The organism is Pedobacter ghigonis, assembly GCF_903166585.1.
GTDB lineage: Bacteria > Bacteroidota > Bacteroidia > Sphingobacteriales > Sphingobacteriaceae > Pedobacter > Pedobacter ghigonis.
Window position 1 is genome coordinate 23,414 of the sequence record NZ_CAESCM010000004.1, and the last position, 22,511, is coordinate 45,924.

Genomic DNA, 22,511 nt, shown 5'->3' on the forward strand with positions numbered 1-22,511 from the left:
TATCTGCTATTTTTCTCTAATCGTCAAGCCCTTTCCCAGCAACATTATGTCTTAATTTCCACTCCCCGTTTTCACCCTTGCCCCATAAGTGCGGAGATCTGAATTTATCACATAGCTCGTGGAAATGCTCCGACTCCATGCCTATATATTCCATAACGTCGTTGAAGTAACGATCCGGGAATTCACCGTCAAAACGGTTTACGAGCGCAACGCCTTCTTCTCTGGTAAGGTGTCTGTTCCTGATTTCCTGAGAAGCATCATATGTAGCTCTTCCTATACCAAATTTAATATAAGTAGTATAGAAGTGAAGATCATCGATCTTATCATCAATACCACTATATTTACTAAAAGTACCCTGAGTCCTGTGAGGCCTTGCTTTAAAACCTGTATTTTCAACAGCATAATAATACACTTCCTGAGGAGTCCATTTCAAATAATAACCTAAATAATGAACCTCAATATTAGCTCTTTCAAGATCTTCTGCCCTTGGAGGAAGATATGCCATAAGGTCACTTAACTTCACATCATATTTTTCCATAAGTTCTTTAATAGAAACACCTGCAAGGTAAATCTCGTCAAGTTTATCAAAACTGTGGTATGACTTATCTCTTAGAGATGTCATGTTATCAGCTATAGGATTACCATATTCTGCTTCATTTTCTCCATAAAAAATAAGGCTTATACCATGTTGTGCAGCAATTTTTGGAGCAAGGTTTTTTTGCCCTAATATAAAAGTCTGGAAAGGGTGCATTAAATTTTCTATAGACAGCTTGGTAAGCAATTTCATTACTTTACCATTACGGTAAAATGAAATGTTATCAAAGCCACTATCTAACCAGTTTCTCCAGTTTTGTAGACCATAATCAGTATATAAAATTGGGGGCCAGGTAACTGTCAAAGGATTCATTCCGTACTTATATTTAAGTACGTGTGCCTGGTATGCACTGTCTTTACCTCCACTGCCCGGTACAAGGCAGTCATAAGAACCATCATTTTTTCTGTGCTTATCAAGAAGTTTTATAAGCTCCTCTTCACGCATTCCCCAATTAATATTATCCTTAATCTCTGCAGTTCTACAAGCATCACAAATCCCTTCCTCATCAAAGTTCATAGTTACTTTTTTACTATCAATGGTATGCTTAAACTCAACCGTAGACGCCGGCCTTTGATTAGACATTACACATTTTGTACAGAACTTTACATCATGCGGCAGACCATAGTAGGTCTCAAATTTATTCTCTGACATTATAATAAGTTATTGGTTATTGCCCAGTTTTTATAAATTGAAACGCCTTTGTCGGCGCTTTTCTCAGGATGAAATTGTGTTGCAAAAATATTATCCTTTATAACCGATGAACAAAATTCAATATCATCATAATTGGTTAAAGTTAATCTAATTGCATTATCATCAGGTTTTACATAATAAGAATGCACAAAATACATGAAATCGTTATTATCAAGCTCATGCAGTGGTGTTTTACTCCAGTCATAATTATCTGCATAGATCCTATTCCATGCAATGTGCGGAACTTTTATCTTTCTGTCTTCGAATTGCTCGGGAAATCTTTTTATTATTCCCGGGATAAGATCAAGGCCTTTACCCGTTCCAAATTCTTCACTTTCAGTAAAGAGTAATTGCTGTCCAAGGCATATCCCAAACAATGGCTTACCCGCATTAACCATATCTTTAATGGGGTTTTCTATATCCAGGTTCTTAAGATTATTCATAGCCTCATTAAAAGCTCCTACACCTGGTAATATAAGCGCATCAGCATTAAGAATATCTTCTTTATCAGAAGATATTTTCGCATTCATTCCTACAGTATCACATGCCTGTTTAACACTGAACAAATTACCTAGCTGATAGTCTATTATAACTACTTTTTTCTTACTGTTATCCATTATAATCTGCACTCTATTTCGTTAGCCAATAACTCTTTCTTCACATCGGTAATACTACAAGGTTCAAATGTATGGAAATTTCTTTTTTGTTTCAAAAACTCAACATTCCCTTCCAGATCTGATGCTGTAGATTCGTTTTCTTTTATAAAATCATAATGAAACAAAGATGATATCATTACCGCGTCCGGATTGCTCTGTTTTAAAACATCAACCACATGTCGCTTATTGCCGGCACCACCATGAGCAATTACAGGTATACTCACCAAACTAGTTATTTTAGATATAAGGTCATTATCAAAGCCCTGGCCGGTTCCTTCCTTATCTACGGAGGTAATAACAATTTCTCCAGCTCCAAGCTCATCAACTTTCTGGGCCCATTCAAAAACATCTACACCGGTATACTCACGTCCATTATCGGTATAAGCAAGATATTTGCCTTCAGACTCTTTTATGGCTTCAATTGCGACAACAATAGTAGAAGAGCCAAACATTCTTGAAGCCTCTTTGATAAGCTGTGGGTTCTTGATTGCAGCCGTATTAAGGCATACTTTATCTGCGCCTACACGAAGTACTTCTTTAATATCAGAAATTGACCTTAGGCCTCCTCCAACAGTAATGGGAATAAATATCTTTTTTGCTGTTTCAGTTATTATGTCATGAAGGCTGTTTCTTTCATATAAAGATGCTACAACATCCATGAACATTAATTCATCTGCCCCCTGTTCGTAATAATATTTGGCAAAATCTGATGGCTTACCTAACACCCTTAATCCTTCAAGATGTATACCCTTAACTAGATTAGGTCCTTTAATGTCTAATCGGGGTATTATTCTGGTTGTTTTCATTTACTATTGTTTAAATAAAATTCTGCTAAATTCCAGTCTGCAAAAGTATCAATATCAATACTTCTTTCTTCAGGCATTATGATTTTTTTTATTTTTTTAAATTCACTAAGAGGTGATTTTTTAACAGCCTCCGCATTTATAAGGTACATTGAGCCGTTCAACGCAAAAACCTGAGGACAGTCCTGCCTTCTTTCAAAATTTCCTTCTTTACTTTTTTTAAGGTAACCGTCGTCGTTTTCTTCAAAAAGCGTAAAGTAAGGATTCTCTTTTGAATACTTAACACTTACAACCATATCAGTATCTCCACTATAGTCTGCAATCAGATTTTTAAAATCTTCTTGGCTCCTAAAAGGAGATGTAGGCTGTAAAAGCAATATTGCATCAAAGCAGCAACCCTGATTTTCATAAAATTTCAGGGCATGCATAATAACATCATAAGACGATGCTTTGTCTGTTGCGAGTTCTTCTGGTCTCTTAAAAGGAATCTTGACACCCATCCTATCTGCTATTGCAAAAACATCATCATCGTTGGTTGTGACACAAATCATATCATCCCCCTTCATGTTTTCCAACGCAAATTCAATGCTATATGCAATAAGAGGCTTGTTTCCTAACAACTTTGTATTTTTGCCAGGCACCCCCTTTGAGCCTGCCCGTGCAGGAATCAGGTAAAGAATCCTCATAAGGTTATATGTTTTATATCAACCTGAGCTTTTTCAAAATCTTCATGCTTGCCTACATCCAGCCAATAGCCTGCAAAAGGATATGAAATCACCTTAAAGTTGTTTTTTATAAGGCTCTCCATTAAGTCTGTAGCATTAAAGAAAGTATTGTTCGGGATGTTTTGCAGCACTTTCTTTTTCATCAGATAAATGCCTCCATTAGAGTAATAAGTATAGGTAGGTTTTTCTTTAAAACTTTTTACCTGCCTGTGGTTAGTTTCAAGAACAGCATAAGGGATACTCACTTGATAAGGAATACTTAGCACGGCAAGGTCTGCGTCTTCTTCTATAAACTCTAAAAAAAACTGTTCATAATCTATATTGGTCAAAAGGTCAGAATTGGTCACCAGTATATAATCGTGTTTAAAATTCTTTATTTTTGAAACCGCTCCAATTGTTCCAAGAGGTTCATCTTCCCAAATATATTCAATTTCAACATTCTTATTTTTACCTTGTCCAAAATGTTCTTCAATCTGTTTTCCAAGGTATTTGATACAAACCCAGAAATCATCAATGCCATATAAAGCCAAGCGATCCAGATTATGTTCCATAATAGCTTTGTCCCCCACTTTTAAAAGAGGTTTTGGAACTGTATCTGTAAGTGGCTGCAGCCTTTGTCCTCTACCACCTGCCATAATTACAGCATCTACAGGAAGATAAGATCTTATATTCCTAAAGTTAATTATATTTACAACTTTATGATTCTCATCAACTACAGGCAATATCCTAAAATCCCCTTTTCTATATTCTATTATCTTTTTTATATCGTTCTCACCTTTTGTAATATATCTGGGATTCTTTTGAATGATCTCATCAACAATACTATCAGTACTGATTCCTTTTATCAGTCCCCTTCTTACATCACCATCAGTAAGTGCACCCAAAAGTTTGTCCTCTGCATCCACAACAAACAGTATAGCATCATGTGATAACATCTCCAATACTATCAATGCTTGCTTTACTGTACTCCCCAAAGGGATTAAATGGTCACTATATACCCTCATAGAACTTTTTTATAATATTAATTATAACACTTACAGCACCACTTTTATAATACACATTATTTCCATTATAGTTCCCTTTAGCCATTGCATTTTGTATTGTGTCATAAAGTGCATCTTCATTAAATGGACTATTTAGAATATTAAGGCTCTGAGCGCGCCCCTTCTGCCTGTCGCCTACATTCACTACATATTTTCCAAAAGAAGCTGCTTCGATAATTCCGCTTGAAGTATTTCCTAGTAGTATTTTAGCATAATACATTGCCGAAAAATAATTGGCTTTACCAAAATTTTCTATCAGTAAAATCCTCTCCGGCATTTCTTCTTTTAATTTTATAATCTCTTCCCTGAATATCGAGCCGAGGGTATCTGCATTAGGCATCGTTATAACTAAAAACATCTCTTCAGCTATTTTAGCCATTGCCTTTTTCATGATTCTTGCATAGATAAGGTTATCTGCAGGTGAAACAGTTTCCGGATGAAAAGTCACAAGCGCATACCCTTCATCCGGAATAGCAAATTTATCAAAGAAAGCCCTTTTCTCTATGGGCTTGAAAGAAGGCATATTATCAAGGCTCAGCGAGCCTACACTATAAATGCCGTAATTACTGTCCAATAAATTAATTATTTTTTCTTTAAAGTTGTCTGCTGCTGTAAAGTGAAGAACAGATGCTAAAGTAATCTGATGCCGGTAAATATTATCTATTGCCCCCAAGGTTGTTTCTCCTCCGTGGATATGGCCAAATTTTACCCCAAAGGGTATACCTGCCTGCACGGCAGCACTCATTTCAAATCTGTCTCCCAGACATAAAACCAAGTCATATTTATGTACTGCCCAAAAGTCAGCAAATTTCAGGACAGTAAGTCCGTAGGATGTTGTTATTGATTGTTCATCATCATTTGATACAAGTGATGATACTTTATGAATACATCCATATCCATCTTTTATTATATCGTCTATAGTATACCCATGGCTTTTTGATAGATGCGTGCCAAAAGCAATTATTTCTAAAGAAAAAAAACTATCTGCTTTTAATTTCTCTAAAAGTGGGAGATAAATTCCATAATCAGCTCTTGAGCTTGTTAGTACACCTAATCTCATATGATATCCGTCAACAATAATTTATCAAATTTATTTTTATCAACGGTTAACTTTCTGCCTACAACATTATTCCATTCCATAGGAGATATACCATCACCCGGCCTCAGTGCTATTATATCATTATCAGTAATAATATGACCTTTAGGCAAATCATTATTTAGATGTATGCTTTTGCGAGCTATAGCTATATTTTTCAATTCACTTTCACTTGGCTCTTTTATCCCGTTGCCGCCAATTGCCAGCTCAATATTGCGAATAGCTTTGACCATCTGTATTAATTCACCAGGCTCAAGTGAGGCGACATGGTCAGGTCCCGGCAATGTACGGTCAAGCGTAAAATGTTTTTCAATAATTACAGCACCCATAGCTACTGCAGCGATGGGAATTTCTATTCCTAATGTGTGGTCAGAATAACCAACTTCCACACCAAAATCTTTCTTAATAGACAGCATTGCCTTTAAGTTCACATCTTTCATAGGAGTAGGATATTCAGTATTACAATGCAATATTGATATTTTATCTTTTGTAAGCCCGTATTCAGTCAGAACATCTGTAGCTTGTTTAATATCAGATTCTGCACACATTCCAGTAGATAAAATAACAGGTTTTCCAAAAGAGGCCACAGCTCTTAGGTAGGGGAAATTTGTTACCTCACCGCTGGGAATTTTAAATAATGGAAGTCCAAGGTCATTAAGATAATACAGTCCATCGACATCAAAAGCTGTAGAAAAAAAATGTATTCCTTTTTCTTTACAATACTTAATCAGTTCTATATGATTCTCATGGCTTAATTCAAGCTTTTTAAGCATATTAAATTGAGAATCATCGCCATCACCTATGTTCTTATTTTGATACTCTGCCTTTTTCGCATTAGGACTAACAAGTTTCTCTGCTACAAAGGACTGGAATTTAATATAATCAACTCCAGCAACAACAGCAGCATCAATAAGCTGTTTTGCCATATTCATATCGCCATTGTGATTTACCCCTGCCTCGGCAATAATTATTGTATGCTTTATCATAAACCTAATTTATCTCCAACTTTTAATGTAGCTTCAGATTCTATTTCTAATATTTCAAGAAAATTATCAGCCGTCTTAACTAAAAAGCCTTGTTCTGTTTTTGCTAAAAGCTGTCCATTTGTACCGATATAACATGGAGCATTTTTAACTATTCTTGCTCTGTTGATTTTAACCTCATTGCCTCTTATATTTGTAGTAGCCATAGGCCCTGGTTTATCTATTGATCGTACGAAATTGAAAATGGCCCTAGATGTTTGATTCCAGTTAATAATCTCATCTCCAGCCCCCCTCCTTCCGCAATAAAAGCCTATCGGATGAATTGTATTTTGTACAATTCTTTTAGAGGTGCCATTCTGTATTTCCTTTATTGCATCGTACAAAATATTCGCGCACTCAGTATAAGCTATGTTTAAAAGTGAACTATAAGTATCTTCATCGCTAATCGTATAGCTTCTTTGCAAAAGGATATCTCCAGTATCTATTCCTTCATCAACATAATGAACAGTTATTCCAAATTCCTTTTCATCGTTAATTAATGCCCAATTTAGAATATTTCTTCCTCGATAAAATGGCAGCTTGCCCGCGTGGCAATTGATTACTCCGAATTTTGGCACCTTAAGTATAGTAGATCTGAAGATTTGGTTAAAGCTCATTGAAACTAACAAATCTAACTTGTAAGAATTTGCCTTAACAATAAATTCTTCTGTATTTATTTTAACAGGAAATAGATAATCAATATTATATTTTTCAGCAAATTCCTTTAATGTGCTATCATTTGTATCTGAACGTGGTACTATAAAAGCTATTTCTATAGTTTCATCACTAATCAATTTCTCAAACGCTAAATGAGACCAAGGCCCATCAGCTAAATATCCTATTTTTATTTTTTCCATTAATTACTTCAAATTATTTATCGCCTGCAATCTTACCCCACTAGGTATATTAACTAGGCGATCTGCAACGAAAATACTATTTATAAGACTATCCGTTTGGCAATCTTTAAACATAGGCAATCGATTCAGTAATTCCCATACTGGTCTGGTCATTATCCCATTTGCATTTGTAAATTCCAAAAACTTATTTCTATGGTTCAGGTCTTCTAAAAGAATTGCATTAAGCCAGTAGTTAGCCTTTGAGTCTACAGGTTCGTTAATAAAAGAGATATTTGAACCGTTAAAAAACCCTTTATATAGCGAAGCAAGATTTCTTTTGTTTTCAACAAATAGGTCTAGTTGTTCTAATTGAGCGCACGCTAAAGCCGCATTTAAATTCGGCATTCGATAATTGTAGCCTATTTGATCATGTACGAATTCCCATCTATGGGGCACTTTGGCTTGGGTAGTTAAGTGCTTTGCTTTTTTTGCAATGGCCTCATCATCTGTGACTAATGCACCTCCGCCACCGCAAGTAACTGTTTTATTTCCATTGAAGCTAAATACGCCTACCTTCCCAAAAACACCAGTATGTTTACCTTTGTAATGACTACCTAATGACTCGGCTGCATCCTCAACTAAATCAATTTTCCATTGCTTACAAATCGCTGCTATTTCATCAATTTTACATGGAAGTCCAAAAGTATGCATAGGTACACAAGCGGCAATCCGTTTACCAGTTACCTTATTATAGCTACCATCGGCTCGCAATTCTGCATTTCCTTCTAAAAAGTTCCTTAAGGCTGTAGGCGACATCCCTAATGTTTCTTTATCTATATCAATAAAAACAGGTGTTGCACCAATGTATGAAATAGCATTTGCAGTTGCAATAAAAGTCAAGGCCTGTGAGAGCACTTCATCATCTCTTTCAACGTCAACAAGCAATAAGCCTAAATGTAAGGCATTAGTACCATTTACAATAGCTATGGCATACTTGGCTCCCGTAATTTTTGTCATCATTTCTTCGAAGCGATTGACATAAACTCCAACTGAAGAAACAAAAGTAGAGTCTATAGCATCTAAAACATATTTACGCTCATTTCCTATAAATACAGGTTCGTGCAAGGAAACAAAGTCTTTATCAGGGTATTGTTCTTTTACAAAATCAACGATTTTCTGAAATCTCTCCATCTCTTACATTTTTGCGTCTAAATATTTCCCAGTTTCCTTGTGTCCAAAATCAGGAATCATTTGGTGGAATAAGTTAATTATTTGATCTTTGGACCATTTCTTTTCGGCCTTGTAGCTTGAAATAGTAGTTGCAAAATTGTTTAGTTTATCATTATCAAAATGAAGTTCATTTTTAATGATTCCCAAATTCTCGAATTTTGCTATATCCAAAACTTCATTTGAAGTAAAAAATTCTTCAAAATCTTTTTCTCCTGTGGTATCACTAGCGGTGAATAAACAAGGCCATTTTTTGTCTTGTGGTAATGTACTCATCAATGCTCTTGCTTCTTCTTCAGTTTCACAGAGATAAGGCTCATAGCCCAACTCTTTCAAGTATTTAACCGCGATATCAGCAAAAGTAATTAAATGCAGCTCTTCACTTAACTTGGGAAAAAAAACATCTCTATTTTCCCCAAAAATACATGACATTAAACATAATTCACCAGATTCTTTGGGAATAACGAAATACCTTTTAATGTCATTTGGAGCTACGATGGGTTGTTTTTTTTGAATTCGCTGATTAAATCCATGTAATAAAGAACCATCTGAAAATGCCACATTAGCAAAGCGAGCTGTAGATATGACGATTTTCTCACTTTTGCGCATTAAAAACATCTCCATGATCCGTTTTGATGCCCCCATCATGTTTACTGGATTAGCAGCCTTATCTGTTGAAACGCAAAAATATTTCTTAACGCCTTTTGCTATAGATTGATCGATGGTCTTAACTGTATTGAATACATTCACATCAATCATTCTCATTAAGGTAAACGGGTCCTTTTCACTTCGCACATGCTTCAATGCAGATAAATTAAGTACATAGTCAAACTCACCATCTGCTTCAATAAAGGCATCATATTCTATAGATCCAATGTCTAAAGCAAAAGTTTGAAAATCACCCTCCATATAGCCAAATGAGCTCCTGATATCTCTTACCAGCTCAACCATATTATTTTCACTGATATCTACAACATGAAGCTTTAATGGATTTCTTTTAAATATTTCCTTGGTTACAGCCTGTCCGATAGAACCTGCTCCACCCAAAACCAAGAATTTAGATTGTGACACTTTTTCATTAAGGGCCATTGCGTGTTGAGCAATATCAACCTCAAACAATTCTTTTTCACGTCCTATTAAGTTAAGAATATTCATAGATTTTTAAGCGAGAATTATTTTAAGCATTCTACGTAAGATTAAGTAAATACAAACCAAAATTCCCCCAATAAGTCCACCAAAAATAATTCCTTTCGATTTACCAAATTGCTCTTTGGTAAGTGGATAAATTGGTGAATCGACAAGTTGGATTAATGGTGTTTCTTTGAGTAATGACATTCGCGTCATTTCCAAATTCTTAATCAACTCACTCAGCACCGCTTTATTTGTTTCTGCAGTATATTGAGACCGTTGCACTGGAACCATACGTTGCACTTGCCTAGTAGGGTTTAAGTTTGGTGTAGCATCAGTAATTGCTACTGCGGTAAAAATTGCACCATTCATAATTGCCCTAACAGAATCTGTTTTTTCTTTCAGAATAGTTACATTTTCTAATGATTTTTTAGTCTTTGTATTTTTGTAGAACTCATTAACGGTTTTAACGATTTGATTATTGAATTCTTTAGAAAACACTTCCACTCGAGATTTAACATCAACCCGAATAATACTTAGTTCTTTATCAGGTTTTGATACCTTTAAGTAATTTTTATTGATGTCATCAACAATATTAGCTAAGATACTATCCTTTTCTCTAGAAAGTGTTGACAAACCAAGTGTATTGTTATCTTTTGTTGTAAACTGAATGTTCTTTAGTTTAGGATTCACATCCCAATTTTTTCTTAACTTATTAAATCCAATGTAATCATTAACTAGCATTCGTTGTTTCCCATCTCTTATTATTGGGGAAAGAAGTGCCCTTTGAATCATAGTTCTTGATTTATAAAGTTCTATGATATTATTTCCTTGAAATATCCCACTTCCGCCACCACCTAAATCTATACCAGCCGCCGATGCCAAGCCTGCTAAATTACTTAATCCACCTCCACCTTTTTCATCTTCTAGTACAAAGGTAGTAGTTGCGGTATATATCGGTTTTTTAATAGTTGCATACAAGAAACCTAAAGCTCCCCCCAATAATCCGAATGATAAAATGATTATCCATTTAGATAAAAGGTATTGCCACCATTCACGGATTTTAAGGATAAGTTCCTTTAGTGAAAGTTCATCACTATCTGCATCTTTATATTGTTGACTTTCTGTTGTCATTATTTTATTAGTACCTTATTTAATAGATTGCCACGGCTCACCCCCTCCCAGGCCTCGCTATGGCGATCCTTCCTGGGGAGGGTTAAAGCTTTATCTTAATAAACTCACAATAATCGCTCCCAAAGAAGCTACCGCAGTTCCGATCCCTATCCAGCTCTGCGCAGTCATCCTTTCTCTTTCTGCCCTTTTAGGCACCAAAATTTCTGCACCTGGCTTAATCACCGGATTATTATTAAAAAACAAAAATTTGCTTACAGCAGCAGCTGAACCATTTGCATACTTAACATAGCCCCCTCCTTTACGAGCATTAGCTGTAAACCCGCCAGCACCGTTAATATATTGCCTTAAGCTTTTTCCAGGAAGATAAACAATACTGTTAGGATTTAAGACCTCTCCGGTTACCCGAACCGTTTGTAAGGTGCGTGGTACTCGAATGATATCACCATCTTCTACAATCAAATCAAATTTAGACTGAGGATCTTTAAGAATACGCTCTAGGTTAATCCCTACCAGATCACTTTGGATTAATTTTTGTTCAATCTCCTTAGCAACGGTGTCTTTCGCTCCAGTTTCTTGAGCCCTTTTTAAACCCAAAAATTTCTTATCTTCTTCTTCTTTATTGTTAATCGCATTTTTATCCTTTGGATTTACCTTCTCAGCGCCAGGTCTTTTTAATGAAGCTCCATCAGCATAAGCAGATGAGGTTAAGCCCCCTGCACGGCGAATCAAATCAGAAATTCGTTCATTTTTGTTAATAATAGTATATACTCCTGGATAAACAACCTCGCCTTCCAGTTTAACTTGCTTTTGGACCGCATAGCCCTCTGCATTGCGTACCGATACAATATCAAAAGGTTTTAATACGAAAGGTTCTCCTTCCAATTTTAAATTTTCATTTACATTTACAATAAAAACCTCAGCAGTTTGTGCCGTGGCAGAAGTAGCCTCACTATTCCTTACCCTTCTCGAGATTTCAATCCTGTTAGGCGTAGCTCCCTCTTTGAACCCACCAGCCAATTGGATTACTGACTCTAAAGTCATGCCATCCGCAAACTGAAAACTTCCAGGTGCACGTACCTCTCCCTGAATACTTACCTGATATTCATCTCTTAAATCGAAGATGGATGAAATCGTAACCTTGTCTTCTCGCTGTAAAGCAATATCCGTTTGTGTACCAGCAATAATTTTAGCCACATCAAATGAAATCAGCGCCTGTGTATTATCCGGATTCAAACGGTTGATATAGCCACGATTTAAAAAAGCTTCCTCGGTTAAACCATCAGCCTTATTAATCAAACTACGGAGTGTTAAACCCTTTTCCAATTCGTAAACGCCTGGACGGAACACTGCTCCTAAAATCTCCACACGGTTGGCAAAGCGATCTAATATCGCCTCAACCACATATTTATCTCCATTTTTTGGCACGTAAATAGGGAAATCGACAGCAGGAATATCATTGATCCGGCGATCGCGATCGGTATTTTGGAAAGCCTTGATCTTAGCGGTATAAGCTTGTGTTGTAAAACCACCTGCAAAATCGATTACATTTTGTAAGTTCTCACCTTTCACTACCTCGTAAAGTGCTGCTCTTTTTACTTCACCACTAATTTCCACACGGTCATCATATACCGGAATATTGATCACATCCTGATCCTGTAATCGGATATTAGCTTGTTGAATCCCTTTTAATAAAAAATTATAAATGTCTAAAGTTGCGATGACCCTATTGTTACGGATAATTTGAATTTTACGGAAAGATCCGTTTTGAGCTGGTCCGCCTGAAGCGTATAAGGCATTATAAACAGTAGCCAATGAAGGTAGGGTATAAGTACCGGGTTTAGTTACATAACCAGTCATAACCACTTTGATACTTCTGATATTACCTAAATTGATCGCCAAATTTGTCCTGCCCGATTTTAGAGAGGGGTAAGTTTTACTCATGGCCGTTCGGATTTTAGCAGTGGCCTGATCAATACTTAATCCTCCAACGGCAATTCGGCCAACATACTGCAAATTGATAATACCGTCAGGGCTTACTTCCAAATTATAACTGGCTTCATTATCTCCCGTTAAGTCGATTACCAATTTATCATCGGGTCCGATTACATAGCCTTTAGGAGTAGCCATGCGTAAATTGGGTTCAAAGGTAATATTACCATTTCTAAACAGCTCTGATCCAAATATTTTCGGCCCGATTTCGCTATCTTCTTCTTTTTTTTCGTTATTAATTTCGCCACCAGCAGTAGTTTCACTAAGCTCTCGGCCTGTAACCACAGGTTTTTGCTCTACTTGTACGGCAGAGCCTTGTTTCCTCACTTTAGCCACTCTTGCGCGCAGCTTTTGAATCTCATCGGCTTTCATGCCTTGGGCAGAAGCCATTTGTTCCAACTGGGCATCATTATAGCCTACAGATTCTGCTTTTTTAATCATTTGCAAAATCTGCGCATCCGATAGTTCATCAACCTTTACGTTCGAATAATTCTGCGCAAAAGACTGAAAATGGACAAATAAACAGAGAACAAGAAGGGATAGAAATAATTTTATGCTTTGTTTCATAGGTTTCCGAAATAATCGGCAGGTAATGTTATTCAAAATAATTTAAGGTTTTAAAACCTCCTTCATTCAGGTACTCATCTTTCTTCATTAAATGAAGATCAGACAAAGCCATCTCTTTAACTAGTGCTGGCAAATCATATTGTGGCTCCCACCCCAGCTGGGTTTTAGATTTGGTTGGGTCGCCAAGTAAAAGATCAACTTCTGTTGGCCGGTAATATTTAGGGTCTACACGAACTACTGTACTACCCAAAAATAACTTATCAGGGTCTAAGCCTAAACTACTAACCACCTCAACATCTAAACCGATGATTACACCTTTTTCGTTTTCATCCTTGCCGCTAAACTCAATAGCTATACCCAGTTCTGCAAAACTCATGCGGACAAAATCGCGCACAGTAGTGGTTACACCTGTGGCAATAACGAAATCTTCGGGTTTTTCCTGTTGCAGAATTAACCACATGGCTTCGATATAATCTTTGGCATGTCCCCAATCGCGTTGCGCAGAAAGATTTCCCAAATATAAACACTGCTGTAGGCCTAATGCAATTTTGGCCGCTGCGCGTGTAATTTTACGAGTCACAAAAGTTTCTCCCCTTAACGGGCTTTCATGATTAAATAAAATCCCATTACTGGCAAACATGCCATAGGCTTCACGGTAGTTTACGGTAATCCAGTAAGCATACATCTTGGCAACAGCATAGGGCGAACGCGGGTAAAAAGGAGTACTTTCACTCTGTGGAACAGCCTGCACCAAACCATATAATTCAGAGGTGCTGGCCTGGTAAATTTTGGTTTTACGAGTTAAGCCCAAAATCCTGATGGCTTCGAGTAAACGCAAAGTACCAATACCATCGGCATTAGCGGTATATTCAGGCATTTCAAAGCTCACATGCACATGGCTCATTGCTGCCAGGTTATAAATTTCATCAGGTTGTGTTTCCTGAATAATCCGGATAAGATTGGTTGAATCAGTTAAATCGCCATAATGCAATTTAAAATTTACATGGCTTTCGTGCTGATCTTGGTAGAGATGATCAATCCGATCGGTATTAAATAATGATGAACGTCTTTTTATACCATGCACAAAATAGCCCTTTCTAAGCAGAAATTCTGCCAGATAAGCACCGTCTTGTCCAGTAACGCCAGTGATAAGGGCAACCCTCATAAATTATCATAGGTTTTAAGCACGCAAACATACATAATAATTCTTTTGTAAAAAAACGAATTGATTAGCTGAATAGAATTGAAATGGATAAATGCACAATAACACTCCTGAATCTTTTGGCAAATGAAATTAAATCTCAACAACATTTAGCTCTACCAAGCCAACAATAACACAAAATACTCATAATCAATGTATTAAAAAAAACACAAAAGAATCAAATGAGCTCCACTATTTCCATTGATAGTTCAGAATTATTTTTATTTTTACAGCTCCTTATTGTCTCGCTAAATATTTTTATGAACAGAATCCCACTGGTTATCTTTTTACTATTGATTTCATCCGGTCTTAAAGCACAAAATACAGCCGATTACAATTATTCGATTGGCATAAAAGCTTTTAGTATAATACAATTACCTAAAATCCTGAATCAAACCAATGTGCAGGATTATACCAATGTTTACGGAAACGGTTTATTCATTAAGTTTAACGATAACCAAATCAGTTATCGCATCAATGGAAATTATTTTAGGGATGATATCAGATTCGATAATAATTATGAAACCGCTAATGGTACCGTTACAGATTATAGCTTTAAAATCGGCTTCGAAAAAAACTTTACCTACTCCCGGATTCAGCCTTACTTTGCCTTAGACCTTGGCTACCGTTCCAATCGCTTTACAGGCACGCTACAGCCCAACGGAGTTTCATCGGTTAACAGAAATGCAGATATTTCAAAGAGTGGTTTAGTGGTCTCCCCTTCAATTGGATTAAAAATAAATATCCTCCCGCAATTACTTTTATTTGCAGAGAGTAATTTAGATTTTTATTTTTCTTATGAGCGGCAGGACATTTCAGAACCCAACAGTACTTCACGGGCGGTAAATACTTACAATAAATTAGAAAGCTTATTAAATCCAATTTCTGCTGGATTACAGTTTCAGATTAATAGAAAAAACTAAGAGATAATAAGATTGCTAACCAGCCTTACTATAGCCTGGCATCTGCCAAATCGCGGTCGATAAAAGATTTAGTATCAAAAATCAGTGTTCCCTTTTCCCTGAAGCGGGTGTAATCAATAGCTAAAAATTGTTGGTGTGCCACGGCTAAAATCACCACATCATATTGCCCAAACTGGCGGCTATCAATCAACTGGATTTGATATTCAGCTTTTACGGCTGTGGTATTTGCCCAGGGGTCGTAAACGTCAACTTCCATACTGAACGATTTCAGTTCTTTATAAATATCAATCACCCGGGTATTGCGGGTATCGGGGCAATTCTCTTTAAAAGCAAAGCCCAAAATCAAGGCTTTAGCACCATTAATCACTTTGTTCTTAGCAGCGAGCATTTTAACAACCTTATTGGCCACAAATAGGCCCATATTATCATTTACCCTCCGTCCGGATAAGATCACTTCAGGCTTATAACCCAAAGCTTCAGATTTATGGGCCAGATAATATGGATCTACCCCAATGCAATGTCCACCTACCAAACCCGGTTTATAATTCAGGAAATTCCACTTGGTAGCTGCAGCGGCTAGTACATCCGCCGTATCAATGCCCATGCGGTCGAAAATTAAGGCCAGTTCGTTTACAAAAGAGATATTAACGTCACGCTGTGCATTTTCAATAGCTTTAGAAGCTTCTGCCACTTTAATACTGGGAGCTAAGTGCGTTCCTGCAGTGATAACCGAGGCATAAAGCTGATCGATTTCGGATGCAATGGCTGGAGTAGAGCCAGAAGTTACCTTTTTAATTTTGGTGAGGGTATTAACCTTATCGCCGGGATTAATCCGCTCAGGAGAGTAACCACAAAAGAAATCAGTATTATATTTTAGCTTTGATTTCTTTTCCAAAACCGGTACGCAGTCTTCTTCAGTACAACCTGGATAAACGGTCGATTCGTAAATGACAATATCACCTTTTTTAAGCACCCCACCTAACATATTGCTGGCAGCAAGTAAGGGTTGCAAATCTGGTCGTTTAAGATGATCGATAGGAGTAGGGACGGTGACAATATAGATCGTACAAGCTTTCAGATCATTCAGCTGTGCACTTAATTTTAATCCAGCGCTTGTGTTTTCAGAATTAAGTACAAATTTCAAATCATCCAGGTTGGCTTCGTTTGTACGGTCTTCGAACTGATTAAGTTCCACTACCCGGGTTTCATTGATATCGAAACCAATTACTTTATATTTTTTAGCAAATTCGATAGCCAATGGTAACCCCACATAACCCAAACCTATAATGGCAATCTGCTTTTTTGTATTCATTTTTATTTCGGTAATTGGGCAAAGATAAGATAAATCGGATAAGCTGAGCGCGCTTTCAGCAATCCGTTAGTCGTCACCCTGAACTCGTTTCAGGGTCTCACCTAAATTAAGTACAATGCATTAAAAGATGCTAATCACGGAGTAGCTATTAGGCATTAAAAAACAACAAAAGCACTAATAAAACAAATCCGATAGCTATCGAATCAGCAGGGTGATAAGAACAGATACAGGGGATATAAATAGACTAAAATAAAAAATCACCAATCAGCAATAACCTGAATGGTGATTCGATATAATTTAGTTAGCCTATTAAATGGTTTATTTAATCTGCTTCAGCAAATAACTACCATAACCACTTTTAACTAGTGGCATAGCGATAGCCCTGAGCTGCTCCGCATCAATAAAACCCATTCGATAAGCAATCTCTTCTATACAACCAATTTTTAAGCCTTGTCTTTCTTCAATAATTTGCACGAACTGACCAGCCTGCATTAAAGAAGTAAATGTTCCGGTATCTAACCAGGCCGTGCCACGGCTCAATACGCCTACCTTCAATTTACCACGTTCTAAATAAATGCGGTTCACATCGGTAATTTCATATTCACCTCTTGGAGATGGTTTAATATTTTTAGCGATTTCTACCACCTCATTATCGTAAAAATATAATCCTGGCACCGCGTAATCCGATTTCGGGCTTACAGGTTTTTCTTCAATTGAAATGGCTTTTTTACTTTCGTCAAATTCGACAACTCCATAGCGTTCAGGGTCCGATACCTGATAGGCAAACACTACGCCACCATCTGGATCAGAACTGGCCTGTAATAATTTAGCCATGCCATCGCCATGAAAAATATTATCACCCAATACCAGAGCAACTTTATCCTTACCAATGAATTCTTCGCCAATTACAAAAGCCTGCGCTAAACCGTTTGGTTCTGCCTGTACCGCGTAGCTGAATTTACAGCCCAATGCTGCACCATCGCCTAGTAATTTTTCGAAATTAGGCAGATCGTGTGGGGTAGATATAATCAGGATTTCTTTTATACCCGCCAGCATCAAAGTAGAAAGCGGATAATAAATCATCGGCTTATCGTAAACCGGCATCATCTGTTTACTGCAAGCCAATGTTAAAGGATGCAAACGCGTGCCGCTACCGCCGGCTAAAATTATACCTTTCATATTTTATTTAATCGGTTTTTAAATTACAGTTAACCGATTTAAACGGTTAACCCATAACAATTTTATTGATCTTTAATTTTAGATATACAATCCTCCAGACTATCTCTCCAGTAGGGAATTTCGATATTAAATGTTTTCTTAATCTTCGTTTTATCCATTACTGAAAACGGAGGACGAGTAGCTCTAGTTGGATAAGCCGATCCTGGAATCGGATTTACTTTTACCTGTGTTTTACTAATGTCAAATATAGCAGTTGCAAAATCAAACCACGATGTTACCCCTTCATTGCTATAGTGATAAATACCATAATCCCTTTGCCCGGATTCGATGATATCATATATGGCATTAGCCAAATCGATAGCATAAGTTGGTGTACCTACCTGATCAGCAATAATATTCAGTTCATCCCGTTCCGCACCAAGTTTAAGCATGGTTTTAACAAAGTTATTGGCATATTCAGAGTACAACCAGCTGGTGCGGATAATAAAATGAGCTGGCAAATTCGCGGCAACGACCTTTTCCCCGTCCAACTTGGTTACACCATACACATTGATGGGTTTAGCTTCGTCAACCTCTTTTAACAACTTTACATCATTCCCTTCAAAAACGAAATCAGTAGAAACATGAACCAAAGCTGCATCATTTGTGGCACAAGCTGATGCCAGATAACCTGCACCGGTCTCATTGATGGCTTTAGCTAACTCAACCTCATCTTCAGCTTTATCAACAGCGGTATAAGCTGCGCAATTAATTACAAATGTTGGTTGCTCTTTTGCCAATAGCGTGTTGAGTACGGTTTCATCTAAAATATTGCCATCCTGCTCAGCTGGAAAAACAATTCCGGTAATCCCCCTACGCTCTGCAACTGTTTTTAAACATTGCCCTAGCTGTCCGCCAGCACCAATTACTAATATTTTGCTCATATATGCTGTAAAACTGAAAAGGGTTTTAAAAGAAGGTCCTTATCTGAAATAGCCTGATCCTCTTCTGGAATCAACCAGTCGATGTTCAGGTCGGCATCGTTGTAAATTACGCCTGTTTCAGAAGCTTTATTGAAAAAATTATCACACTTGTATAAAAACTCAGCAGTTTCGCTCAATACCGAAAAGCCATGTACAAAGCCGCGAGGAATATACAACTGCAATTTATTTTCTGCACTTAAACGTACGGCAATATGTTTGCCGTAAGTAGGTGAGCTTGGGCGCACATCAACCGCGACATCCAATACTTCGCCTTTAGTAACGCGAACTAATTTAGCCTGTGCAAATTCTCCAGTTTGGGCATGTAGACCACGTATTACTCCATATGAAGAATAAGATTGATTATCCTGTACAAATCTACCCGATAAACCCGTTTGCTCTTCAAAGGTATTTTGATTAAAACTTTCAAAAAAATAACCCCTAGGGTCTTCAAATACCCGTGGTTTAATAATTAGACAGTCTTTTAATCCCGTTTGTTCAATTTCCATTATTTGCTGTTGTACTGTTGTTCGTAATAAGATTGATAATTGCCTGAAGTTACATTGTTTAACCAGTCTTCATTTTGCAGATACCAGTCTACCGTTTTAGCTAAGCCTTCTTCAAATTGTAAACTTGGTACCCAGTCTAACTGCTCCTGTAATTTAGTCGAATCGATAGCATAGCGCAAATCGTGTCCAGCACGGTCGGTTACATAGGTAATCAGTTTAGCAGACTCCCCTTTTTCACGCCCCAATTTTTCATCCATGATGTTGCACAACAGATTAATCAGATCGATATTTTTCCATTCGTTATGGCCACCAATGTTGTAGGTATCGCCAGTTTTTGAGTTGTGGAAAATCACATCAATGGCACGGGCATGATCTTCAACCCATAACCAGTCGCGTACATTTTCGCCTTTACCATAAACAGGTACAGGCTTATTGTTTTTGATATTATTAATGGCTAACGGAATCAGTTTCTCAGGAAAATGATGCGAGCCATAATTATTTGAACAATTGGAAATTACACAGTCCATGCCATAAGTGTCGTGATAAGCACGAACAAAATGATCAGAACTGGCTTTTGAAGCCGAATATGGGCTGTGAGGATCGTAAGCCGTAGTTTCGGTAAACATACCTATTTCACCCAAAGCACCATAAACCTCATCGGTGCTTACATGATAGAAACGTTTCTGCTCGTAGCTCCCTTTCCAGTGAGCTCTGGCTGCATTTAATAAATTTACCGTGCCAATCACATTAGTCATTACAAAAGCTGTCGGATCGGAAATAGAACGATCTACATGGCTTTCTGCAGCCAAATGAATTACAGCATCGAAATTCTCTGTTTTGAAAAGCGCATCAATCGCGTGTGCATCGGTGATATCTTCTTTTACAAACCGGTAATTGGGCTTATTTTCGATATCGGTTAAATTAGCAAGATTACCCGCATAGGTTAATTTGTCTAAATTTACAATCTCATATTGAGGATAATTATTAACGAAACGGCGTACTACATGAGACCCTATAAATCCAGCACCACCAGTAATTAAGATTTTTTTCACAGTTATTAAATGAATTTCAGTCAGCTAAATTAAGCCAGATTTAGTTGAATTACAACTAATTTTGTTTTTTAGTGTCGATTATTGTTGAAGTATTTAAACATTCTCCGAAATTTAACAACCAAGGTTGTTAACACACAAGTTAATTTGCATGTTTTTAATAAGAGCTTTATTTTCAGAAAAAAATTAAAGAAGTTGTTGCCATTTCATTAGAAGGAAAGATTCAAAATATGTTTTTTATCGTTTCGTTTTTCTGCTAGCTTTTTCCGCATCCATTACATTAATTGAATTATCAAGTTTATTAAATACAATCTCCTCACCAACGATAAAAGCTTTCGGATTCTCAAGCGGTGCAGTTAAAATCTCAAAATTTGCGATCTCATGACCAGAGTGAACCCGCATTGTATTGTGATTAACTACCGTGTAATTAACTGGATTGAAACTCGTGTCAAGATGATAGAAGATTTCTATATTAAGCTTATGCTTTAATAGTTCACCAAGGGGAGACCGCTGAATTCTTCTCATGTGAGCATTCCAGGCTCCAGTTTGGTGGGTTGGCTGGCCAGAAGCAACATCCAAAAACAAGGAAAAAATCCTTCTAAGACTATTTAGCGCAATCTCGCTATTTTGATATTCTTTCATCCGATTTTGAATCGCATCTAAATCTATCGAAAATAACCGCTTTGTATACCGTACCATATGAATCATGTGATCCTTGAGATAAGTAAAATATCCATAGCTTTTCAAAATTGTTCTGTACTGATCAACACTAGTAAAACCGTACTGCAAAGCCCGAAAGGCAATTGCCTTAGCTTCTTCCACTCCATCCAAACCAATGAGATGGTGCAGAATGATTAAACCCCTATTTTTTTCATAAAATGAAGGAATTTTCTTTCCTTTCTTATCAACTCTGGTAGAAACAATATGCACATGATTATTAGACGTGTCACTATGGAAATATATTAAATATGGGTTTTCTCCATAGCCCATTTTATCAAGCCATTGTTCTGCGACTTCTGTCAGCTGCATTTTATTATGAGACCTACCATTTGCTGAAATGCACAAATGCAGCTGTGCATTTAATACTCTTGGATTTAGAGATGCTATCATTTTAAAATATGCTTTAAAATGTCTTGTCTTAATATCTCTAAATATTGACAATGAACCGAAATTTTTGACGCTCATTAGCTCCCCCTTACCAGAGGACACCTTTCTGCTGTTATAGTTTACAGCAGAAAAGCGGCTGCTTGAAGAAAGAAACACTATTTCCATAATTGTAAAAACGATCTACATCAAATCATTTGCTTATCAGCCGCATTAGCATCAACATTGCCTTTTCTACATTTTCTTGGGCGGCTATGCAGTTAACAATTAAGTTATATAGTTCGATACTATGATATTCGGAGATAATTTCCTTTAAAGGCTCCCCTATAAAACTACACAGAGCACTATTTGCCGATTTATATTCTATTGCAACCTCATCCAGCCATTTTACTAAATCTCGGGCATCAATAAGGGTGTGTGATTTCCTACCGGAGATGACTTGCCTTACATATTCCGCCTGGGAGAGGCCCAAGTTCGTTGATTCCTCTTTTATTCTTCGAAATTCTGTTTCAGTAAACCGGCAATGGAACGGCACATTACAATATTGATTTCCATTTTTTGATTTTTTCATAGCCAAACTAAATTACTCCCTTCCTGAAATAAAGGTTAGGTGGTCCGCCATAAAAATCGCAACCTAAAAATTAATTGTTTGATGATCACTATAGTGATCTATACCGTTTTCTTTTAAAATAGTTGTCAACAAAAAAATAAGCAATCGAACATTATTCGTTTGACGAATCGTTTAAAAAGAGGCTATTAGCATG

General features: G+C 36.9%; 21 protein-coding genes. 1 reads left to right on the forward strand and 20 read right to left on the reverse strand.

Features of this window, described 5'->3' with window-relative positions:
• Nucleotides 1-16: 16 nt before the first annotated feature.
• From HWV58_RS07775 to gmd, 13 genes are all read right to left on the reverse strand, one after another.
• Complete coding sequence (locus HWV58_RS07775; RefSeq protein ID WP_175633560.1) at nucleotides 17-1,246, reverse strand: N-acetyl sugar amidotransferase; 1,230 nt, start codon at nucleotides 1,244-1,246, stop codon at nucleotides 17-19.
• Nucleotides 1,246-1,902, reverse strand: coding sequence for an imidazole glycerol phosphate synthase subunit HisH (gene hisH, locus HWV58_RS07780; RefSeq protein WP_175633561.1), 657 nt, complete (start codon nucleotides 1,900-1,902; stop codon nucleotides 1,246-1,248). Before hisH ends, HWV58_RS07775 begins: the two co-directional genes overlap by 1 nt.
• Nucleotides 1,902-2,747 carry an imidazole glycerol phosphate synthase subunit HisF gene (gene hisF / locus HWV58_RS07785; protein WP_175633562.1) on the reverse strand — a complete coding sequence of 282 codons (846 nt, stop codon included), beginning with the start codon at nucleotides 2,745-2,747 and terminating at the stop codon, nucleotides 1,902-1,904. Before hisF ends, hisH begins: the two co-directional genes overlap by 1 nt.
• The gene (locus HWV58_RS07790; RefSeq protein ID WP_175633563.1) at nucleotides 2,744-3,430 is read right to left on the reverse strand and encodes an acylneuraminate cytidylyltransferase family protein; all 687 of its coding nucleotides are present in this window, start codon (nucleotides 3,428-3,430) and stop codon (nucleotides 2,744-2,746) included. Before HWV58_RS07790 ends, hisF begins: the two co-directional genes overlap by 4 nt.
• Nucleotides 3,427-4,473, reverse strand: coding sequence for a nucleotidyltransferase family protein (locus tag HWV58_RS07795; protein WP_175633564.1), 1,047 nt, complete (start codon nucleotides 4,471-4,473; stop codon nucleotides 3,427-3,429). Before HWV58_RS07795 ends, HWV58_RS07790 begins: the two co-directional genes overlap by 4 nt.
• Nucleotides 4,460-5,572, reverse strand: coding sequence for a UDP-N-acetylglucosamine 2-epimerase (neuC, locus tag HWV58_RS07800; RefSeq protein WP_175633565.1), 1,113 nt, complete (start codon nucleotides 5,570-5,572; stop codon nucleotides 4,460-4,462). Before neuC ends, HWV58_RS07795 begins: the two co-directional genes overlap by 14 nt.
• On the reverse strand, nucleotides 5,569-6,594 hold the full coding sequence (neuB, locus tag HWV58_RS07805) for an N-acetylneuraminate synthase (protein WP_317174781.1): 1,026 nt from the start codon (nucleotides 6,592-6,594) through the stop codon (nucleotides 5,569-5,571). Before neuB ends, neuC begins: the two co-directional genes overlap by 4 nt.
• Nucleotides 6,591-7,487 (reverse strand): methionyl-tRNA formyltransferase, encoded by an 897-nt coding sequence (locus tag HWV58_RS07810; protein ID WP_175633566.1) that lies wholly within the window; start codon nucleotides 7,485-7,487, stop codon nucleotides 6,591-6,593. Before HWV58_RS07810 ends, neuB begins: the two co-directional genes overlap by 4 nt.
• Nucleotides 7,488-7,490: 3 nt before the next feature.
• Nucleotides 7,491-8,657 carry a LegC family aminotransferase gene (locus HWV58_RS07815; RefSeq protein WP_175633567.1) on the reverse strand — a complete coding sequence of 389 codons (1,167 nt, stop codon included), beginning with the start codon at nucleotides 8,655-8,657 and terminating at the stop codon, nucleotides 7,491-7,493.
• A gap of 3 nt (nucleotides 8,658-8,660) precedes the next feature.
• Nucleotides 8,661-9,848: a UDP-N-acetylglucosamine 4,6-dehydratase gene (locus HWV58_RS07820; protein WP_175633568.1), complete on the reverse strand. Its 1,188-nt coding sequence runs from the start codon at nucleotides 9,846-9,848 to the stop codon at nucleotides 8,661-8,663.
• 6 nt (nucleotides 9,849-9,854) lie between these two features.
• Entirely contained in the window at nucleotides 9,855-10,955 is a 1,101-nt protein-coding gene (locus HWV58_RS07825) for a Wzz/FepE/Etk N-terminal domain-containing protein (RefSeq protein WP_175633569.1), read from the reverse strand.
• 90 nt (nucleotides 10,956-11,045) lie between these two features.
• Complete coding sequence (locus HWV58_RS07830) at nucleotides 11,046-13,511, reverse strand: SLBB domain-containing protein (RefSeq protein WP_175633570.1); 2,466 nt, start codon at nucleotides 13,509-13,511, stop codon at nucleotides 11,046-11,048.
• A gap of 28 nt (nucleotides 13,512-13,539) precedes the next feature.
• The gene (gmd, locus tag HWV58_RS07835) at nucleotides 13,540-14,676 is read right to left on the reverse strand and encodes a GDP-mannose 4,6-dehydratase (RefSeq protein ID WP_175633571.1); all 1,137 of its coding nucleotides are present in this window, start codon (nucleotides 14,674-14,676) and stop codon (nucleotides 13,540-13,542) included.
• 296 nt (nucleotides 14,677-14,972) lie between these two features.
• On the opposite strand from gmd, the gene HWV58_RS07840 reads away from it, so the two are divergent.
• Complete coding sequence (locus tag HWV58_RS07840) at nucleotides 14,973-15,635, forward strand: hypothetical protein (RefSeq protein ID WP_175633572.1); 663 nt, start codon at nucleotides 14,973-14,975, stop codon at nucleotides 15,633-15,635.
• Between the two features lie 28 nt (nucleotides 15,636-15,663).
• Here HWV58_RS07840 and HWV58_RS07845 read toward each other — a convergent pair whose 3' ends face one another.
• The 7 genes from HWV58_RS07845 to HWV58_RS07875 form a co-directional block, all read right to left on the reverse strand.
• Nucleotides 15,664-16,947 (reverse strand): nucleotide sugar dehydrogenase, encoded by a 1,284-nt coding sequence (locus HWV58_RS07845; RefSeq protein ID WP_175633573.1) that lies wholly within the window; start codon nucleotides 16,945-16,947, stop codon nucleotides 15,664-15,666.
• Nucleotides 16,948-17,265: 318 nt separating this feature from the next.
• Entirely contained in the window at nucleotides 17,266-18,126 is an 861-nt protein-coding gene (gene rfbA / locus HWV58_RS07850; protein ID WP_175633574.1) for a glucose-1-phosphate thymidylyltransferase RfbA, read from the reverse strand.
• Between the two features lie 62 nt (nucleotides 18,127-18,188).
• Complete coding sequence (gene rfbD, locus HWV58_RS07855) at nucleotides 18,189-19,049, reverse strand: dTDP-4-dehydrorhamnose reductase (RefSeq protein ID WP_175633575.1); 861 nt, start codon at nucleotides 19,047-19,049, stop codon at nucleotides 18,189-18,191.
• Nucleotides 19,046-19,594 (reverse strand): dTDP-4-dehydrorhamnose 3,5-epimerase, encoded by a 549-nt coding sequence (gene rfbC, locus HWV58_RS07860; protein WP_175633576.1) that lies wholly within the window; start codon nucleotides 19,592-19,594, stop codon nucleotides 19,046-19,048. The genes rfbD and rfbC overlap by 4 nt, the downstream gene beginning before the upstream one ends.
• Nucleotides 19,594-20,646 carry a dTDP-glucose 4,6-dehydratase gene (gene rfbB / locus HWV58_RS07865; RefSeq protein ID WP_175633577.1) on the reverse strand — a complete coding sequence of 351 codons (1,053 nt, stop codon included), beginning with the start codon at nucleotides 20,644-20,646 and terminating at the stop codon, nucleotides 19,594-19,596. Before rfbB ends, rfbC begins: the two co-directional genes overlap by 1 nt.
• 234 nt (nucleotides 20,647-20,880) lie before the next feature.
• Complete coding sequence (locus HWV58_RS07870; RefSeq protein WP_175633578.1) at nucleotides 20,881-21,915, reverse strand: relaxase/mobilization nuclease domain-containing protein; 1,035 nt, start codon at nucleotides 21,913-21,915, stop codon at nucleotides 20,881-20,883.
• Nucleotides 21,916-21,940: 25 nt separating this feature from the next.
• Complete coding sequence (locus HWV58_RS07875; RefSeq protein WP_175633579.1) at nucleotides 21,941-22,318, reverse strand: plasmid mobilization protein; 378 nt, start codon at nucleotides 22,316-22,318, stop codon at nucleotides 21,941-21,943.
• Between the last annotated feature and the right edge of the window lie 193 nt (nucleotides 22,319-22,511).

What these genes read in the sequence shown, in the direction of transcription:
- rfbC (WP_175633576.1), bottom strand. Translation starts at nt 19,594, where the DNA reads ATGGAAATTGAACAAACGGGATTAAAAGACTGTCTAATTATTAAACCA.
- neuC (WP_175633565.1), bottom strand. Translation starts at nt 5,572, where the DNA reads ATGAGATTAGGTGTACTAACAAGCTCAAGAGCTGATTATGGAATTTAT.
- HWV58_RS07820 (WP_175633568.1), bottom strand. Translation starts at nt 9,848, where the DNA reads ATGAATATTCTTAACTTAATAGGACGTGAAAAAGAATTGTTTGAGGTT.
- HWV58_RS07790 (WP_175633563.1), bottom strand. Translation starts at nt 3,430, where the DNA reads ATGAGGATTCTTTACCTGATTCCTGCACGGGCAGGCTCAAAGGGGGTG.
- neuB (WP_317174781.1), bottom strand. Translation starts at nt 6,594, where the DNA reads ATGATAAAGCATACAATAATTATTGCCGAGGCAGGGGTAAATCACAAT.
- HWV58_RS07825 (WP_175633569.1), bottom strand. Translation starts at nt 10,955, where the DNA reads ATGACAACAGAAAGTCAACAATATAAAGATGCAGATAGTGATGAACTT.
- HWV58_RS07815 (WP_175633567.1), bottom strand. Translation starts at nt 8,657, where the DNA reads ATGGAGAGATTTCAGAAAATCGTTGATTTTGTAAAAGAACAATACCCT.
- rfbA (WP_175633574.1), bottom strand. Translation starts at nt 18,126, where the DNA reads ATGAAAGGTATAATTTTAGCCGGCGGTAGCGGCACGCGTTTGCATCCT.
- HWV58_RS07845 (WP_175633573.1), bottom strand. Translation starts at nt 16,947, where the DNA reads ATGAATACAAAAAAGCAGATTGCCATTATAGGTTTGGGTTATGTGGGG.
- HWV58_RS07840 (WP_175633572.1), top strand. Translation starts at nt 14,973, where the DNA reads ATGAACAGAATCCCACTGGTTATCTTTTTACTATTGATTTCATCCGGT.
- HWV58_RS07795 (WP_175633564.1), bottom strand. Translation starts at nt 4,473, where the DNA reads ATGAGGGTATATAGTGACCATTTAATCCCTTTGGGGAGTACAGTAAAG.
- HWV58_RS07875 (WP_175633579.1), bottom strand. Translation starts at nt 22,318, where the DNA reads ATGAAAAAATCAAAAAATGGAAATCAATATTGTAATGTGCCGTTCCAT.
- HWV58_RS07775 (WP_175633560.1), bottom strand. Translation starts at nt 1,246, where the DNA reads ATGTCAGAGAATAAATTTGAGACCTACTATGGTCTGCCGCATGATGTA.
- rfbD (WP_175633575.1), bottom strand. Translation starts at nt 19,049, where the DNA reads ATGAGCAAAATATTAGTAATTGGTGCTGGCGGACAGCTAGGGCAATGT.
- hisF (WP_175633562.1), bottom strand. Translation starts at nt 2,747, where the DNA reads ATGAAAACAACCAGAATAATACCCCGATTAGACATTAAAGGACCTAAT.
- gmd (WP_175633571.1), bottom strand. Translation starts at nt 14,676, where the DNA reads ATGAGGGTTGCCCTTATCACTGGCGTTACTGGACAAGACGGTGCTTAT.
- hisH (WP_175633561.1), bottom strand. Translation starts at nt 1,902, where the DNA reads ATGGATAACAGTAAGAAAAAAGTAGTTATAATAGACTATCAGCTAGGT.
- HWV58_RS07830 (WP_175633570.1), bottom strand. Translation starts at nt 13,511, where the DNA reads ATGAAACAAAGCATAAAATTATTTCTATCCCTTCTTGTTCTCTGTTTA.
- HWV58_RS07810 (WP_175633566.1), bottom strand. Translation starts at nt 7,487, where the DNA reads ATGGAAAAAATAAAAATAGGATATTTAGCTGATGGGCCTTGGTCTCAT.
- HWV58_RS07870 (WP_175633578.1), bottom strand. Translation starts at nt 21,915, where the DNA reads ATGGAAATAGTGTTTCTTTCTTCAAGCAGCCGCTTTTCTGCTGTAAAC.